A 17725-nucleotide genomic window follows, 5' to 3' on the forward strand; every position below is an offset into this window, starting at 1 on the left:
CCGTGACGCACCCACGCCCCCACGGGGCGCCCCTTCCGGCCGGAGGGCCCGTAGCTCAATGTCCGCCACCACAGCAGCGTTCGCCCCGGCGTTCGCACCCGAGTTCCCGCGGCACGTGGTCACCGCCGTGCTCGTCGCCCACGACGGTGCGCGCTGGCTGCCCGACGCCCTCGACGGACTGCTGGGCCAGGAACGCCCCGTGCAGAACGCCGTCGCCGCCGACACCGGAAGCGCCGACGACTCGGCGCAGCTGCTCACGAGGTCGCTGGGCCCCGACCGCGTCCTGCACCTCGCCCGCCGCACCGGCTTCGGCACCGCCGTCGACGAGGCCGCCCGCACCGCGGGGGTGCTCGGCCTGGACGACCTGCCCTACCTCAGGCGGCCCAGCGGCTGGGACCCGGTCACCCGCACCTGGCACGACGAGGCCTACGAGCTGCCCGATCTGCCGCACGGCGAACCCGTCCAGTGGCTCTGGCTCCTCCACGACGACTGCGCCCCCGCGCCGGACGCCCTCCGCGAACTGCTGCGCGTGGCCGACTCCGACGACTCCGTCGCCGTCGTCGGCCCCAAGCTCCGCGGATGGTACGACCGCAGGCAGCTGCTGGAGGCCGGCGTCTCCATCGCCGACAGCGGCCGCCGCTGGACCGGCCTGGACCGCCGCGAACAGGACCAGGGCCAGCACGACCAGGTCCGCTCCGTCCTCTCCGTCTCCTCCGCCGGCATGCTGGTCCGGCGCGTCGTCTTCGAGGAGCTCGGCGGCTTCGACCGCCGACTGCCCCTCATGCGCGACGACGTGGACCTGTGCTGGCGCGTCCACAGCGCGGGGCACCGCGTCCTCGTGGCACCCGAGGCCGTCCTCCGGCACGCCGAGGCCGCCGCCCGCGAACGCCGCACCGTCGACTGCGCGGGCCGCTCCGTCGCCAGCCCGCACCGCGTCGACAAGGCCGGCGCCGTCTACACCCTCCTCACCAACGCCCGCACCGTCGCCCTGCCGTGGGTCCTGCTGCGCCTCGTCGTCGGCACGCTGCTGCGCACCGTCGCCTACCTCGTCGGCAAGGTCCCCGGCCAGGCCGTCGACGAGGTGATGGGCCTGTCCGGGGTGCTGCTGCGGCCCGAGCGGATCATCGCCGGACGGCGCCGCCGACCCCGCGGTGCCGTCCAGGCGAAGGAGCTGCGGCCGCTCTTCCCGCCGCCGGGCGCCACCGTCCGGGCCACCCTGGAGCAGGTCCTCGCGGGCTTCGGCCGCTCCGACTCCGACAGCGGCTCCCGCCACGGCGTCGTGGAGTCCGGCCCCGGCGGCGACGACGCCGACTACCTGGAGATCGAGCAGTTCTCCCGGCTCAAGAAGATCGCCCGCAGACCGGCGCCGCTGCTCTTCGCCCTCCTGCTCCTCGTCTCCCTCGTCGCCTGCCGCGAACTGCTCGGCGGCGGCGCCCTGTCCGGCGGCGCGCTGCTGCCCGCCCCCGGCGACGCCGGGGACCTGTGGGCCCGCTACGCCGAGAGCTGGCACGCCGTCGGCACCGGCGGCACCCCGACCGCGCCGCCCTACCTGGCGGTCCTCGCCCTGCTGTCCTGGCTCACTTTCGGCTCCACCGGCCTCGCGCTCACCGTGCTGCTGGTCTGCTCCGTCCCGCTGGCCGGGCTCACCGCCTACTTCGCCTCCCGGCCGCTCGTCGAGTCCCGCCTCCTGCGGGCCTGGGCGAGCATCGCCTACGCCTTCCTGCCCGCGGCCACCGGCGCGCTCGCCGCCGGGCGCCTGGGCACCGCCGTCCTCGCGATCCTCCTCCCGCTGACCGCCCGCGCGGCCGTCGCCGCCCACGGGCTGCGCACCCGCGGCGGCGCCCGCGGCACCTGGCAGGCCACCTGGACCTACGCGCTGCTGCTCACCGTCGCGACCGCGTTCACCCCGGTGGTGTGGCCGCTCGCCGTCGCCACCGGTCTCGCCGTCCTGGTGCTCCACCGCCGCGACCTCCCGGCCTACGCGCTGCGCTTCCTCGCCGCCGTCGCCACCCCGGTCCTCGTGCTCGCCCCCTGGTCGCTGGAGCTGCTCACCCGGCCGGCCGGATTCCTCCGCGAGGCGGGCCTGCACCTCGGCAGCGGCTTCGCCGAACCGCTCGACCTCCTCGGCATCAGCCCCGGCGGTCCCGGCGCACCCGGCGGCATCCTGATGCTCGGCATCGTGGCCGCCGCGCTGGCCGCCCTGCTCCGCGAAGAGCGCACCTTCGCCATCCGCACCGCCTGGGTCGCGGCCCTCGCCGGCCTGGTGTGCGCCGTCGCCGCCGACGGCTCCGGCTGGGCCGGACCGGCCACCCTCGTCTACGGGCTCGCCCTGCTGACCGCGGCCGTCCTCGGCGCCGAGGGCGGCCGCACCCGGGTCGCCGCCCGGAACTTCGGCTGGCGCCAGCCGCTGGCCGCGCTCGTGGCACTGGCCGCCGCGCTCGCCCCGCTCGGTGCCGCGGTGCTGTGGATGGCCGGCGGAGCCGACGGGCCGATCGGCCGCCGGGACCCCGTCCACGTGCCCGCCTTCGTCGCCGAGGAGAGCGTCACCCGGGACCAGCCCCGGACCCTGGTGCTCGGCGGCACCTCGGCCGCGACGGTCTCCTACATGCTCGTACGCGGTTCCGGCGGGCGCCTCGGCGACGCCGAACTCGCCGAGGCGGAGGGAAGCGACGCGCGCCTCGACGGCGTCGTCGCCAACCTGGTCGCCGGCTCCGGAGCCGACCAGACCAGCCAGCTCAGCGGGTACGCCATCCGCTACGTCCTGGTGCGCGACGGGGTGCCCCGGGAGACCTCCCGCGTCCTCGACGCCACCCCGGGGCTGAGCAGGCTCAGCCAGCTCGACGGCAGCGCCCTGTGGCGCGTCGACCGCCAGGTCGCCCGGGTGACCGTCCTCGACGGGGACAAGGACCCCCTGCCCGTGGCCTCCGGACCGGTCGAGGCGCACGCCGACATCCCCAAGGGCGGCGCGGGCCGCGTCCTGCGCATCGCCGACCGGGTCTCCGAGGGCTGGCAGGCCACCCTCGACGGGCGCCCGCTGGAGCGGACCACGGTGGACGGCTGGGCCCAGGGCTTCGAACTGCCCGCGGAGGGCGGGCGGCTGGCCCTCACCCACCGGGACCCGGTCACCCACACCGCCCGGATCTGGACGCAGGGCGCCCTCGCCCTGGTCCTGGTGGTCCTCGCCCTGCCGGGGCGGCGCCGCCAGGTCGACGACGACCTGCCCGACGAGGAGCCCGCCGCCGTCCCGCCGCAGCCCGAGGAGGGCGACGGCCGGCGCGCCCGCAGGCTGCGCGCCCAGGCCGAGGCCGAGGGCGCGCCCGAGATCCCGGCGCAGACCCGCACCGGGCCCGGCGCCCCCCCGGCGGACGGACGCACCGCGGGCACCGGCGCCCCGGACGCCGGCCCCGGCGCCTACGCCCCGGTCCCCGACGCCGGGTACGCCGGCGGCCACGACGCCGACTGGCAGGGCCGCGCCTCCTACGCCCCGGACGGCACCGACTACGGCGGCCAGGGCTACGACCCCCGCACACCGCCGTACCAGGACCCCGGCCAGGCCGCCCACCCCGGTGATCAGCCCTACGGCCACGACCCCTACCAGCAGGGCCACTCCGGCGGGACGTACTCCGACCAGGGGTACGGCTCGGCGCCGTACCCGCCGCAGGGCGGCGAGGACGACGACCCGTACGGATACGGCGGCCGGTACCCCGAACCGCCCTCCCAGGCCCCCGGCACCACGCGAGGCGACCAGTGAAGCGCACGACCCTGTCCCTGATCGCGGTCGCCACCGCCCTCGCGGCGATCACCGGCGCTGCCGCGACGACCGGTTCCGACGCCGGCGCCCCCGCCGCAGCGAGTGCCGCCGCCCGCCTGCCGGTCGAGCGCTCCAGCCTGCTGTGCCCGGCTCCCGGCACCTCGGAACTGGCCGAGACGCTCTACACCTCCTACACGCCCGCGGCAGCCGCGGGGACGCCGTCCCCCACCGCGTCCGGGGACGGCGACGCCCCCGCCGCGGCCGCCGAGCTGCGGGCCGCCACCGCACGCCTGGCGGGAGCGGCCGACGCCCCCGCCGAGGACGGGGAGACATCGGACGAGGAGACGGAGGACGGCGGCGAGGCGGCCGGGGACTCCGCCGGTGCCGGGAAGGCCGACGGGTCAGAGGCCGCACCCAAGCCGGTCCTGGCGCTGAAGCAGCCCGGCACACCCGTCGCGGCCGAGGCCGACGGGGGCGACGCGCCCGCGCTCCTCGGCACCGCGTCCGGGGCCCTCGCCCCCGGCTGGACCACCCAGCAGACGACGACCGTGCCCGCGGGCGCCGGCCGCGGACTGCTCGGCATCAGCTGCACCGGTCCCGACACCGACTTCTGGTTCCCCGGCGCCTCCCTCGCCGGAAGCCGCCAGGACTACGTGCACCTGAGCAACCCGGACGACGCGAGCGCCGTCGTCGACATCGAGCTCTACGGCAAGGACGGCCTGCTCAAGGCCACGCTCACCGAGGGCATCACCGTTCCGCCCGGAGGCTCGGTCCCGGTCCTGCTGTCGACCCTGACCACCGACAAGGCCGAGGACGTCACCGTCCACGTCAGCACCCGCGCCGGCCGGGTGGGCGCCGCCGTCCGCGCCTTCGACGAGGCCCTGGGCAGCGACTGGCTCACCGCCTCGGCCGCCCCCGCGTCGACCGCGGTCCTCCCCGGCATCCCCGGGGACGCCACCTCCGTCCAGCTGGTCGCCTTCGCCCCCGGTGAGGACGACGCCGCCCTCACCGTGCGCTTCGCCGGCCCGACCGGGACCATCACCCCGGCCGGCAGCGAGAGCGTCCGCGTGAAGTCCGGCATGACCTCCGTGCTGGACCTGGCGGACGTCAGCAAGGGCGAGGCCGGAAGCCTGCTCCTCAGCCCCGCGGAGGACGGCGCGGCGACCCCCGTGGTGGCCGCGCTGCGCGTGGTCCGCGGGACCGGGGAGAAGCGGGAGACCGCCTTCATCCCCGCCGCCGCACCCGTGGGCGAGCGGGCCAGCGTCGCGGACAACCGCGACCGGGGCACGCTGCTGTCCATGGCGGCCCCCGGTGCGGCGGCCGAGGTCGAGGTGACCGCCTCCGCGGGCACCCGGGGAGGTACTCCGGCGGTCAAGAAGTACACGGTGAAGGCGGGCACCACGCTCACCATCACCGCGCCGCTCCCCGAGGGGCTCAAGGGCGTCTACGCGCTGACCGTGCGCACCCTCTCGGGAGGTCCCGTCCACGCCTCCCGGATGCTGGAGGTCTCCGAGGACGGCATCCCGATGTTCACCGTGCAGAACCTGCCGGACGACCGGGGCACGGTGTCCGTTCCGACGGCGGAGCAGGACCTGACGGTGCTCGGGCACTGACCGGGCCGGCACCGGCCCGGCCGGGCCCCGCGGACACCGCCCGGGTCCGCGGGGCCCGCCCCCGTCCAGGTCGCCCGCCCCCGGTCAGTCCTGCCCGTACCGGGGGTCCACCGACTCCGGGGAGAGACCCAGCAGCTCGGCCACCTGCTCCACGACCACCTCGTGCACCAGCAGCGCCCGCTCGTCCCGGCTCTTCGTCCGCAGCTCCACCGGGCGCCGGTAGACCACGACCCGCGCGGGCCGCCCCTTCGAGGCGGACAGCACCCCGCCCAGCGGCACCGAGTCCTCCGCCCCGCCCGGGACCTCCATCACCACGAAGTCCACGTCGGCGAGCTGAGGCCAGCGCCGCTCCAGCCGGTCGACGGAGTCCTGCACCAGATCCCGGAAGGTGTCGGCGCGGGTGACCGCGAGCGGGACCTGGGGAGGGGCGACCGGCCCGCGCATCCCCCGTCCGTGGCGGTCGCGGTGGCGCGGACGGGACTGCGCGGGCGGCGGCGGTACGGGACTGTCCTTCACTCACGCAGGGTAACTCCCCGGTCCCCCGGACGGCCGCCGCACGGCCCGCCGCGGCCCGCCTTGTCGCCGATTGAACGATCCGGCCACGCTTGGGCGCGATTGCGCCCCCCGGCGACCGGCGCCCCCGCGCCGATTGACATCATTCACCCCGAGTCGCGACCGGGCCTTGCGCGACCGCCGTCCGTGCGGTTCTCTTCCCGTGCAGGTCAGGCCAGTTACCGGAAGCGGTGTTTCGTCGGATGCCACGTCACGACACGGGGGAGTGACCTGATGGAGAGTCGTCGCAGCCCGCTCAAGAGTGCGGTACCGTCCAACGTCGTGAGCCCTGTACGTCGATGTTCTCGCACCGCGTGCGGCCGCCCTGCCGTCGCGACACTGACGTACGTCTATGCCGACTCGACCGCGGTCCTCGGCCCGCTCGCCACCTACGCCGAGCCCCACTGCTACGACCTGTGCGCCGAGCACGGCGAGCGGCTCACCGCCCCGCGCGGCTGGGAGGTCGTACGGCTCACGGACGGCTCCGCCCCGGCACGCCCCAGCGGCGACGACCTGGAGGCGCTGGCCAACGCGGTCCGCGAGGCGGCGCGCCCCCAGCGACGCACGGCGGAGGGCGGCGGACCCGGGGGGCGGCGCACCGCGGACCCCAGGGAGGTCGCCCGGCGCGGCCACCTCAGGGTGCTGCGCTCCCCGGACAACTGAGCGCGTCCGGATCCCGTTCCCGCCCGCGGCCGCGCGGGACCCCGCTCACGGAGGGGAGAACCGGGCGGACCGGCGGCGGACCGTACGGGTAGGTTGTGGCGACCGCCGAGAACTTGTGGAGGATGAGGCCGTGGCAGCTGCTGATCTGTCGCAGATCGTGAAGGCGTACGACATCCGCGGAGTGGTCCCCGACCAGTGGGACGAGGACCTCGCCGAGCTGTTCGGTGCCGCCTTCGTGCAGGTGACCGGCGCGACGGCCGTCGTCGTCGGCCACGACATGCGGCCCTCGTCCCCCGGGCTGTCCGGTGCCTTCGCCAAGGGCGCCGCGCTCCAGGGGGCGGACGTCACCCTGATCGGCCTGTGCTCCACGGACCAGCTCTACTACGCCTCCGGGAAGATGGACCTGCCCGGGGCGATGTTCACCGCCTCCCACAACCCGGCGCGCTACAACGGCATCAAGCTCTGCCGTGCGGGGGCCGCGCCCATCGGCCAGGACACCGGCCTCGCCGACATCCGCGCCCTGGTGGAGGAGTGGTCGCGCACGGGCACCGCCCCCGGGCCCGCCGCCGCCATGGGAGGCGTCAGCAAGCCCGACACGCTCCAGGACTACGCGCACCACCTGCTCTCCCTCGTCGACCTGTGGGAGATGCGGCCGCTGAAGGTGGTCGTGGACGCCGGCAACGGCATGGGCGGGCTCACCGTCCCGGCCGTCTTCCGGCACCTGCCCGTGACGCTGGTGCCGATGTACTTCGAACTCGACGGCACCTTCCCCAACCACGAGGCCAACCCCCTCGACCCGGCCAACATCACCGACCTCCAGGCCCGCGTCCGGGCCGAGGGCGCCGACCTGGGCCTGGCCTTCGACGGCGACGCCGACCGCTGCTTCGTCGTGGACGAGCGCGGCGAGGGCGTCCCCCCGTCCGCGATCACCGCCCTGGTGGCACGGCGGGAACTCGCCAAGCGCCCCGGCGGAACGGTCATCCACAACCTGATCACCTCCTGGGCCGTGCCCGAGGTGGTCCGGGAGAACGGCGGCACCCCGGTCCGCACCCGGGTCGGCCACTCCTTCATCAAGGAGGAGATGGCCCGCACCGGCGCGATCTTCGGCGGAGAGCACTCGGCCCACTACTACTTCCGGGACTTCTGGAACGCCGACACCGGCATGCTCGCCGCCCTCCACGTCCTCGCCGCCCGCGGCTCCCAGCCGAGGCCGCTGTCCGAGCTGGTCGCCGAGTACGACCGGTACGCGGCCTCCGGCGAGATCAACTCCCAGGTGGAGGACCAGGCCGGACGCACCGAGGCCGTCCGCGCGGCCTTCGCCGGCCGCGAGGGCGTGACCACCGACGACCTGGACGGGCTGACGGTGGCCACCCCGGACTGGTGGTTCAACCTGCGCGCCTCCAACACCGAGCCGCTGCTGCGGCTGAACGTCGAGGCGCGGGACGCGGCGACCATGGCCGCGCTCCGCGACGAGGTGCTCCGGCTGGTCCGCACCCGCTGAGCCCGGCCCGCGCGGCCCCCGCCACCGGGGGGCCGCACCGGCCGGGCCGGGCGCCGTGCCGCCCGGGGGCCGACCCCCGGGGCGCCGACGCCGCGGCGCAGCGCAGAACGAGCCTCCGCGGCCCGCCCGGCGGTAGGCTGACGAGGCCTGATCCACACGGCACCCGCAAGCCCGAACAGATCCACCCGCCAGAACCGGTCGGCTCCGACGGGGTCCCCCGCCGCCGACCCACCCCGCCCCGAAGGGACACCGCCGCCATGCCGCTCGAAGCCGGCCTCCTGGAGATCCTCGCCTGCCCGGCGTGCCACGCCCCGCTCGACGACCGCACGGCGGCCGAGACGCCCGAGCTGGTGTGCACGGGGGCGGACTGCCGACTGGCCTACCCCGTGCGGGACGGCATCCCGGTGCTCCTGGTCGACGAGGCCCGCCGCCCGGCCTGACCGGGTCCGGCCGCCCCACCCGGGCGGCCGCCCGCGCGGCCCCGTCGCCGGGGCGGGGACCGGTCCCCGGCACAGTCCGCCGGCCCGGCCCCGGCCGCCCCACCTCGGCCCGACCGGCCCGCTCCGGTTCCACGGCTCCCGCACCCATCCGCCGCACGCGTACGGCGATCGGAGGCCCACCCCATGCTCGACGAGTCGCTCCTCGACGCGCCGGACGCTCTCGCCCGCATCGACCACCGCGGACTGCTGCGCGGTGCCGCGGAGGCCGGCGCCCGCGTACGCACCGCGGCACACCACGCGGCCGAGGCCGGCATCTCGGCCCTCGCACCCGAAGGACGCCCCCGTACCGTCCTGGTCGCCGGCCCCGGCACGGCGGCCGTCGGCGTCGCCGACCTCATCGGCGCCCTGGCCGGGGCGTCCGCCCCCGTGATCCCGCTGCGCCCCACCGGAGTGGCCCACGCCGCCGGCGCCCTGCGCTGGGCGCTCCCCGGCTGGGCGGGCTCACTGGACCTCCTGCTCGTGGCCACCACCGACGGCAGCGAACCCGGCCTCGCGCAGCTCGTGCAGCAGGCGTACCGGCGCGGCTCCACCGTCGTCGCCGTCGCACCCCGCACCTCCCCCCTCTCCGAGGCGGTCGAGAGCGCCCACGGCCTCGTCGTCCCCATGGCCACCGCCCCCTACGAGCTCTACGAGGAGGGACAGGCGGCCGGACCCGGCGCCCTGTGGGCGCTGTTCACCCCCCTCCTCGCCCTGCTCGACCGGGTCGGGCTGCTCGAAGCGCCCCCCGAGGCACTGGACCAGGTCGCCGACCGGCTCGACGAGGTCGCCGAGCGCTGCGGGCCCGCGATCGCCACCTACACCAACCCCGCCAAGACCCTGGCCGCCGAACTCGCCGACAGCCTGCCGCTGATCTGGACCGAGGGCGTCGGCGCGGCCCCCGCGGGGCGCCGCTTCGCCGCCGTCCTCGCCGAACTCGCCGGACGGCCCGCGCTCGCCGCCGAACTGCCCGAGGCACTGCCCGCGCACGGGGTGCTGCTGGTCGGCGGCTTCGCCGCGGGCGCCGACCCCGAGGACTTCTTCCGCGACCGCGTCGAGGAGCCGCAGGCCCTCCACGCCCGGGTGGTGCTCCTGCGGGACCGCCCGGCCGGCGGGCTGACGGCGGCCCCCGCGGCCCGCGAGCTGGCCCTCGGGCACGACACCCCCGTGAGCGAACTCGAACCGCAGGAGGGCACCGAACTGGAGTCGATCGCCGAACTCCTCGCCGTCACCGACTTCGCCGCCGCGTATCTGTCGCTGGCGGAGGCGGGCGAGGCCCGGCCCTCGTAACCCCGGCGCCACCTGCCCGCCATGCGCGGGCCGCGGACCCGTGGCACGGTGGCGGCACGCGCGGCCTCCGTGCCGCACGCGCCCCCGCGGGGCAGTGCGGACGGCCGGATGCGGCGCGCCCGGTCCCGGCCCGCCGGGACGGCCGCCGGGACCGGACTCCGGCCCGCCGGAGCCGCCCCGCACCGCAGGACCACCCCGGATCGCACCGGACCCGCCGATCGCACCGGGCCCGCCGGACCAAGGAAGACAGGACCATGGACCGCCTCGCCAACACCGTCCGCCCCTACGCCTGGGGGTCCACCACCGCCCTCCCCGAACTGCTCGGCACCGCCCCCACCGGCGAGCCCCAGGCCGAGCTGTGGATGGGCGCCCACCCCGGAGCGCCGTCCGGCACCCCCCGCGGACCGCTCGACGAGGTGATCGCCGCGGCCCCGGAGCGGGAACTCGGCCCCGCCTCCGTCGCGGCCTTCGGACCCCGGCTCCCGTTCCTGCTCAAGCTCCTCGCCGCCGGTGCGCCCCTGTCCCTCCAGGTCCACCCCGACCTCGACCAGGCCGCCGAGGGCCATGCGCGCGAACACGCCCGGGGCGTCCCCCTCGACGCCCCCCACCGCAACTACCGCGACACCAACCACAAGCCCGAACTCCTCTGCGCACTCACCCCGTTCGAGGGGCTGTGCGGCTTCCGCAGGCCCGTCGAGGCGGCCGGCCTGCTCGCCGCGCTGGAGGTCGACTCCCTCAAGCCCTATGTGGACCTCCTCCACGCCCACCCCGAGGACGCGGCGCTGCGCGAGGTCCTCACCGCCGTCCTCACCGCCGACCGCGAGGAGACGGCCGCCACGGTCACCGAGGCGGCCGCGGCGGCCGAGCGGCTCGGCGGCCCGTACACGCCCTATGCGGCCATCGCCCACCACCACCCCGGAGACCCGGGAGTGATCGCGGCGATGCTGCTCAACCACGTCCGGCTCCAGCCCGGCGAAGCGCTGTTCCTCGGCGCCGGCGTGCCCCATGCCTACCTCGGCGGCCTCGGCGTCGAGATCATGGCCAACTCCGACAACGTCCTGCGCTGCGGCCTCACGCCCAAGCACGTGGACGTGCCCGAACTGCTGCGGATCGTCCGCTTCGAGGCCGCCGAACCTGCCGTGCTGCGGCCCGAGGCACCTCCCGGCGGCGAGGAGGTGTACGAGACCCCGGCCGACGAGTTCCGCCTCTCCCGGTTCGTGCTCGCCCCCGGCTCCGCGCCCCGCGACCTCACCGCGACCGGCGCCCAGATCCTCCTGTGCACCGCCGGTTCCGCCGAGCTCAACGGCGAACCGGCCCTCGGACCGGGCGAATCCGTGTTCGTCCCCGCCGGGGAACAGGTCACCCTCGCGGACGCCGGGGACGGCAGCGCCACCGTGTTCCGCGCGACCGCCGCGCTCTGAACTCCCCCGGCGCGGTCCGCCCCTTCGCACCGGGGCGGACCCTCCGGGCGACCGTCTGCCCACTCCGTGCTCCCGGGGCTCCCGGGTGCTGCGACAATGTCGCACCGCACAGGCCGGGCAGCGCCCCGGCCGGCGACAGACGGCAGCACGAAGGGACATCGGGCACACATGAGCGCGTCAGGCGGAACCAAGGCCATCGTGGCCGCACTGCTGGCCAACCTCTCCATCGCGGTAGCGAAGTTCGTGGCGTTCCTGTTCAGCGGCTCGTCCTCGATGCTCGCCGAGAGCGTCCACTCCGTGGCCGACTCCGGCAACCAGGGGCTGCTCCTGCTGGGCGGACGCAAGGCCCGGCGGGAGGCCACCCCCCAGCACCCCTTCGGCTACGGACGGGAGCGCTACATCTACGCCTTCCTCGTCTCCATCGTGCTCTTCTCCGTGGGCGGCATGTTCGCCGTCTACGAGGGCTACGAGAAGATCCACGACCCGCACGAGATCGAGGCCTGGTACTGGCCCGTCGGTGTCCTCGTCTTCGCGATCATCGCCGAGGCCTTCTCCTTCCGCACGGCCATCAGGGAGTCCAACGCCCTGCGCGGACGGCTCTCCTGGTCGCAGTTCGTGCGCCGGGCCAAGGCCCCCGAACTGCCCGTGGTGCTCCTGGAGGACCTCGGTGCGCTCGTCGGCCTGGTCCTCGCCCTCGGCGGTGTCGGGCTCGCGCTGCTCACCGGCAACGGCGTCTGGGACGGCATCGGCACCCTGTGCATCGGCGTCCTGCTCATCGTCATCGCGATCGTCCTCGCCGCCGAGACCAAGTCCCTGCTGCTGGGCGAGGCCGCCGGGGTGGAGGACATCGAGAAGATCAAGGCGGCGACCGTCGACGGCGACACCGTCACGCGCATCATCCACATGCGCACCCTGCACCTCGGCCCCGAGGAGCTGCTGGTCGCCGCCAAGATCGCCGTCGAGGGCAACGACACCGCCGACGAGGTCGCGTCCGCGATCAACGCCGCCGAGGAGCGCATCCGGGCCGCCGTGCCCATCGCACGGGTGATCTACCTGGAGCCGGACATCTACAGCGAGGCCGAGGCGGTGGCCGGGAGCGACCCCGCCGCGACACCCGGAGGCCCGGGCACCGGGCACTGACCCCCGTCCCCGGGCGTCCCCGGCGCGGCCGGGCGTCCGTCCGGACGGGGCGGGGCGGGCGGGCGTCCGCCCGGGCCCTTCCCGTGCGGGCGCGCGCTCCCCATCGGTCCGGGCGGGGCCCTGTCCGTTCCGGCCGCACAGCACCGCGTGCGGCCGGAACCCGCCCCTGCGGGCCGCCGCGGGCTGGGGTCCGCACGGCCGATCGGTGTAGATTCGTCTCCGGAGTCAGACGTCGCTGCTGATGGCGGTCGGGCGGTCCCCGGGGCCGACCGAGGGAGAGAGGGCCTCCGACGGACTGTCCTGCCGATGACCGGGCATCCGTATGCCCGGCCGCAGCAGAGCCAGCCCAGACCACCTCGACCCCGAACCACGAGGAGCAGCCCGCATGTCGAGTGCCGCCAACCACCGCGACTTCAAGGTCGCCGATCTGTCCCTGGCCGCTTTCGGCCGCAAGGAGATCACGCTCGCCGAGCACGAGATGCCGGGGCTGATGGCGATCCGGCGCGAGTACGCGCAGGCGCAGCCGCTGGCAGGGGCGCGGATCACGGGCTCGCTGCACATGACGGTGCAGACCGCGGTGCTCATCGAGACGCTGGTCGCCCTCGGTGCCGAGGTCCGCTGGGCCTCCTGCAACATCTTCTCCACCCAGGACCACGCGGCCGCCGCGATCGCCGTGGGCCCGGAGGGCACCCCGGAGGACCCGAAGGGCGTCCCGGTCTTCGCCTGGAAGGGCGAGACGCTGGAGGAGTACTGGTGGTGCACGGAGCAGGCGCTGACCTGGCCGAACACCCCCACCGGCGGGCCGAACATGATCCTGGACGACGGCGGTGACGCCACCCTCCTCGTCCACCGGGGCGTCGAGTTCGAGAAGGCCGGCGAGGTGCCGGACCCCTCGACGGCGGACTCCGAGGAGTACGGCCACATCCTGGCCCTGCTCACCCGCACCCTCGCGGACAGCCCGCAGAAGTGGACGCAGCTGGCGTCCGACGTCCGCGGTGTGACCGAGGAGACCACGACGGGCGTCCACCGCCTCTACGAGATGATGGCCGAGGGCACGCTGCTGTTCCCGGCGATCAACGTCAACGACGCGGTGACCAAGTCGAAGTTCGACAACAAGTACGGCTGCCGCCACTCGCTGATCGACGGGATCAACCGGGCGACCGACGTCCTGATCGGCGGCAAGACGGCGGTCGTCTGCGGCTACGGCGACGTGGGCAAGGGCTGCGCGGAGTCGCTGCGCGGCCAGGGCGCCCGTGTCATCGTCACCGAGGTCGACCCCATCTGCGCGCTGCAGGCCGCGATGGACGGCTACCAGGTGACCACCCTGGACGAGGTCGTGGAGACCGCCGACATCTTCATCACCACGACCGGGAACAAGGACATCATCATGGCCGGTGACATGGCCCGGATGAAGCACCAGGCGATCGTGGGCAACATCGGCCACTTCGACAACGAGATCGATATGGCGGGCCTGGCCGCGACCGAGGGCATCGTCAAGGACGAGGTCAAGCCGCAGGTCCACACCTGGACCTTCCCCGACGGCAAGGTCCTGATCGTGCTGTCCGAGGGGCGGCTGCTCAACCTCGGCAACGCCACCGGCCACCCCTCGTTCGTGATGTCGAACTCCTTCGCGGACCAGACCCTGGCCCAGATCGAGCTCTTCACCAAGCCCCAGCAGTACCCGACCGACGTCTACACGCTGCCCAAGCACCTCGACGAGAAGGTCGCCCGCCTCCACCTCGACGCCCTCGGCGTCAAGCTGACCACCCTCCGCCCCGAGCAGGCCGCCTACATCGGCGTGCCCGTCGAGGGCCCGTACAAGCCCGACCACTACCGCTACTGATACCGGCACCCCCGCCCGGCGGCCACCGCCGCCGGGCGGCCGTCCGAGGTCCAGAGCCGTGTGGGGTCCGGATACGAGGCAGGCCCCCGCACCCCCGTGTCGGGGGCCTGCCTCGCATCCTCGGCGCACCTTCCGGTACACCGCCGGCAGGTGCCCGAACGACCCCCTCACGGAAGCCGCCGGCACCGCCGCGTCTCACCGCACAAGGACTCCGAGCCCATGCCCCGCGGCCGATATTCGCTTCACGACCCCCACGACCACACCCCTCTCGGTGAAGAGCACTTCCAGTGCGCCCCCGGACCCTCCGGGTGGCGCTACGTCTCCCGCACGTTCACTCCGTCCGGGAAACCGTCCGGAACCGTCGACCTCGCCCTCGACGATCTCGGCCGCCCCCTCCGGCTGGAACTCCGCACGGCCGACTGGCAGATCCGGGGTGCCGCCCTGGAGGGCGTCACCTGGGTGCGGACGGACCCCACCGGAGAGCAGGCCACCGAAGGAAGCGTGCGCGCCCCCGCATTCACCGGTACCTCCCCCGCCTTCCTGGTGGCCACCGCCCGCCTGCTGAGGCTCCAGCCCGGCAGCCCGGCGGTCCGCATCCGGCTCGTCGCCTTCACGGAACCCGTCCTCGCACCCCGGACCGTCGACCAGTCCTGGGCACTGGTCGACAGTGAAGCGCACACCACTGACAACGGACCCCTGGTCGTGGACACATACCAGGTCAGCGCCCTGGACACCGGCGAGCAGCACACCGTGCACCTCGCAGAGGACGTCGTGCTCGCGGCTCCCGGCATCGAGCTCGAGGAGCTGGAGACACCCCCCTCCTCGTTCTCGTGACGGGTCCTTCTCGTGCCGGGTCCCCTCGCCCCCACCCGCATCTGCCCGCGGCCGCGTCCCCCGTGGCCGGCGGCGACCGGCCCGGCCCTTACCGCCCGGTCATGCGACGCCCCCGCGCCCGCCCGTGTGTCACGCGGGCGGGGCGAACCCGCCGCCCGGAGCCGGAGCCGCGTCGGCGCCTGCGGGCGCCGGGCCCGGGCGCTCCCCCTGCCGGCCGCGCCCGGCGGCCGCCTCCGGGGCCGCGGTCCCGGGGCCGCCGGCGGCCGGCGCGCCCGCGGCGGGCCCGGTCACGGCGCCCGCCTCCGCGCCCGTTGCCGCCGCCCTCCCCTCCGCCGCCGCGTCGGCCGAGGCGCGTGCGGCCGCCGCATGGGCCCGGCGGACGTCCCTGCCCTGCCGCTCGTGCACCACGGCTGCCAGGTAGGCGGCCGGCGGCACCCCGTCGGGGACCGGCGCACCCGTCCGGGACGCCAGGTCGCCCGCGAGCCGCACCGCGACGGACCAGCTCACCGCGGGGTCCAGCTGCCTCATCCGCGTCAGGTACTGCCGGATCGCCAGCCACAGGTCGTCCGGGACGCCCGAGAGGTCGAGCCCCGTGAAACGCCCGGCCAGCCAGGCGGGCGGCGGCGGGACCACCCAGGCCGCCCGCTGGGCGGGGACCCGTTCCCGGACGACCAGGGTGCCCGCGAAGACGTCGCCGATCCTCCGCCCCCGGGCGGAGACCAGCGACGCGATGCACGCGATGACCCCGAAGGACAGCATGATCTCGACGACGCCCATCGCCCCCCGCACCAGGGCGTGCCGGAAGCGGACGGGGCCGCCGTCGTCGCGCACCACCCGCAGACCGCAGGCCAGCTTCCCGAGCGACCTGCCGCGGCTCAGCGTCTCCACCGCGATCGGGGCTCCGACCAGGACCAGCAGGAAGGCGACGACCGACAGGGCGGCCACGGCGGCGTCGTCCAGCACCGTGGACGCCAGCACCACACCGACCATCACGATCATGTACGCCGTCCAGACGACGACGAGGTCGATCAGCAGGGCGAGCGCCCGGCTCGGCAGCCTCGCCGGCTGCAGCCCCAGCACGACGGCATCCCCCGTCACCAGTCCGCTCACGCCGCCCCACCCCTTGTGATCCTCGACCTTGCCTGCCCCTGGCGAACACCAGTCTGCCAAGCTGACCCGCAGCGCACCGCAGCAGGACGGACCGTGAACACCCAGCACACCCAGCACACCCAGCGCATGGAGCCGCAGCCCCCATGGACCTCGACGTCTTCGTCACCACCCACCGTGCCGAGTGGGACCGCCTCGACAGGCTCCTCCGCCGCGGCAGGAGCCTCACGGGAGCCGAAGCGGACGAGCTCGTCGCCCTCTACCAGCGCACGGCCACCCACCTCTCGCTGATCCAGTCGAGTGCGCCGGATCCCGCGCTCACCGGACGCCTCACCCAGCTCGTGGCCCGCGCCCGGTCGACGGTCACGGGCGCGCGCAGGGCCGGTTGGCGGGACGCGGCGGCCTTCCTGACCGCGGGATTCCCCGCCGCCGTCTACCGCTCGCGTCACTGGTGGATACCGACCGCCGTCCTCTCCACGCTGCTCGCGGCCGTGATCGGCTGGTGGATCGGGACGCACCCCGAGGTGCAGGCCGCCATCGCCGCCCCCGAGGAGCTGAGGGAACTCACCAGGCCCGGAGGCGAGTACGAGACGTACTACTCCAGCCACCCCGCGGCCTCCTTCGCCGCCCAGGTGTGGACGAACAACGCCCAGGCGGCGGCCATGTGCCTGACGCTGGGGGCCTTCCTGTGCGTCCCGGTCCTGTGGATCCTGTTCCTGAACATGCTCAACCTCGGCGTCGGCATCGGCCTGATGGGGGCCGCCGGCCGTCTGGACACCTTCCTGGGGCTCGTCCTCCCGCACGGCCTGCTCGAACTGACGGCGGTGTTCGTCGCCGCCGGCACCGGACTGCGGCTGGGCTGGACGGTCATCGACCCCGGACCGCTCAGCCGGCGGGACGCGCTGGCCCAGCGGGGCCGGGCAGCGCTGGGCATGGCTGTGGGCCTGGCGCTCGTCCTCCTGGTGTCCGGTGTGATCGAGGGGTTCGTGACGCCCTCCGGCCTGCCGACCTGGGCCCGCATCACGATCGGGGTCGTCGCCGAACTCGCCTTCCTCGTCTACGTCTACGTCCTGGGCGGACGTGCGGCCAGGGCCGGGGAGCACGGCGACGTGGAGGAAGCGGACCGGACCGCGCAGCTGCCCACCGCGGCGTGACCCACCGATGTGCATCGGACGACGCAGAGCTGCTAGTCTCCTCTTCGCCCACAAACCCGTTGACACGGGCTGCGTGGGGAGGTAGGTTTTAACGGTTGCGTCGGACTGGACAGGTCCACGCGTGAACGTTTAGAGTCTATGTCGCTCCTGATCACGGGCCGCCTAGCCCGAGGGAGCCACCTTCCCGGCCTTTCCGAGAAATACTTCCACCCTTTCAGGGTGCCGGAATTCCTCTGATAAAGTCGGGAGCGCCGAAAAGGAAAACGCGAGAGCGGCCCCTTTGACGCAGTCCCGCCGACCGGGAATCGGAGCCGAAAGGGTCTGATAGAGTCGGAGCCGCCGGAAGGCCGAGAGGCCGGAAAGCGGAGAGCAGGACCGAG

At 75.0% G+C, this 17725-nt stretch carries 13 protein-coding genes; 11 read left to right on the plus strand and 2 right to left on the minus strand.

Annotated features, from left to right (window positions below):
- The first annotated feature begins 58 nt into the window (after positions 1-58).
- A complete protein-coding gene (locus tag ACGF15_RS28835) occupies positions 59-3751 on the plus strand; it encodes a glycosyltransferase (RefSeq protein WP_392803218.1) in 3693 nt (1230 codons plus the stop codon).
- On the plus strand, positions 3748-5364 hold the full coding sequence (locus ACGF15_RS28840) for a DUF5719 family protein (RefSeq protein WP_392803221.1): 1617 nt from the start codon (positions 3748-3750) through the stop codon (positions 5362-5364). Before ACGF15_RS28835 ends, ACGF15_RS28840 begins: the two co-directional genes overlap by 4 nt.
- Before the next feature lie 84 nt (positions 5365-5448).
- Here ACGF15_RS28840 and ACGF15_RS28845 read toward each other — a convergent pair whose 3' ends face one another.
- Positions 5449-5880 carry a metallopeptidase family protein gene (locus ACGF15_RS28845; RefSeq protein ID WP_345615202.1) on the minus strand — a complete coding sequence of 144 codons (432 nt, stop codon included), beginning with the start codon at positions 5878-5880 and terminating at the stop codon, positions 5449-5451.
- Positions 5881-6150: 270 nt separating this feature from the next.
- Here ACGF15_RS28845 and ACGF15_RS28850 point away from each other — a divergent pair, with 270 nt between their 5' ends.
- The 8 genes from ACGF15_RS28850 (at position 6151) to ACGF15_RS28885 (ending at position 15084) form a co-directional block, all read left to right on the plus strand.
- A complete protein-coding gene (locus ACGF15_RS28850) occupies positions 6151-6579 on the plus strand; it encodes a DUF3499 domain-containing protein (RefSeq protein ID WP_256525779.1) in 429 nt (142 codons plus the stop codon).
- A 130-nt stretch (positions 6580-6709) separates the two neighbouring features.
- Positions 6710-8080 (plus strand): phosphomannomutase/phosphoglucomutase, encoded by a 1371-nt coding sequence (locus tag ACGF15_RS28855; protein ID WP_345615203.1) that lies wholly within the window; start codon positions 6710-6712, stop codon positions 8078-8080.
- Positions 8081-8337: 257 nt separating this feature from the next.
- A complete protein-coding gene (locus tag ACGF15_RS28860; protein WP_345615204.1) occupies positions 8338-8520 on the plus strand; it encodes a Trm112 family protein in 183 nt (60 codons plus the stop codon).
- Positions 8521-8703: 183 nt separating this feature from the next.
- Entirely contained in the window at positions 8704-9846 is a 1143-nt protein-coding gene (locus tag ACGF15_RS28865) for an SIS domain-containing protein (protein ID WP_345615205.1), read from the plus strand.
- Between the two features lie 254 nt (positions 9847-10100).
- Positions 10101-11267: a mannose-6-phosphate isomerase, class I gene (gene manA / locus ACGF15_RS28870; protein ID WP_345615206.1), complete on the plus strand. Its 1167-nt coding sequence runs from the start codon at positions 10101-10103 to the stop codon at positions 11265-11267.
- Positions 11268-11435: 168 nt separating this feature from the next.
- Positions 11436-12407, plus strand: coding sequence for a cation diffusion facilitator family transporter (locus tag ACGF15_RS28875; RefSeq protein WP_345615207.1), 972 nt, complete (start codon positions 11436-11438; stop codon positions 12405-12407).
- Positions 12408-12792: 385 nt separating this feature from the next.
- The gene (gene ahcY / locus ACGF15_RS28880; protein WP_345615208.1) at positions 12793-14250 is read left to right on the plus strand and encodes an adenosylhomocysteinase; all 1458 of its coding nucleotides are present in this window, start codon (positions 12793-12795) and stop codon (positions 14248-14250) included.
- 219 nt (positions 14251-14469) lie between these two features.
- Positions 14470-15084, plus strand: a complete 615-nt coding sequence (locus tag ACGF15_RS28885; protein ID WP_392803228.1) for a hypothetical protein — start codon at positions 14470-14472, stop codon at positions 15082-15084.
- A gap of 129 nt (positions 15085-15213) precedes the next feature.
- Here the strand turns inward: ACGF15_RS28885 and ACGF15_RS28890 are convergent, their stop codons facing one another.
- Positions 15214-16194, minus strand: coding sequence for an RDD family protein (locus ACGF15_RS28890; protein WP_392803231.1), 981 nt, complete (start codon positions 16192-16194; stop codon positions 15214-15216).
- 143 nt (positions 16195-16337) lie between these two features.
- On the opposite strand from ACGF15_RS28890, the gene ACGF15_RS28895 reads away from it, so the two are divergent.
- Positions 16338-17345, plus strand: a complete 1008-nt coding sequence (locus tag ACGF15_RS28895) for a stage II sporulation protein M (RefSeq protein ID WP_345616534.1) — start codon at positions 16338-16340, stop codon at positions 17343-17345.
- Positions 17346-17725 lie beyond the last annotated feature (380 nt).

Origin of the sequence: Streptomyces sp. NPDC048001 (assembly GCF_043203115.1) — a bacterium.
GTDB classification, from domain to species: domain Bacteria; phylum Actinomycetota; class Actinomycetes; order Streptomycetales; family Streptomycetaceae; genus Streptomyces; species Streptomyces sanyensis.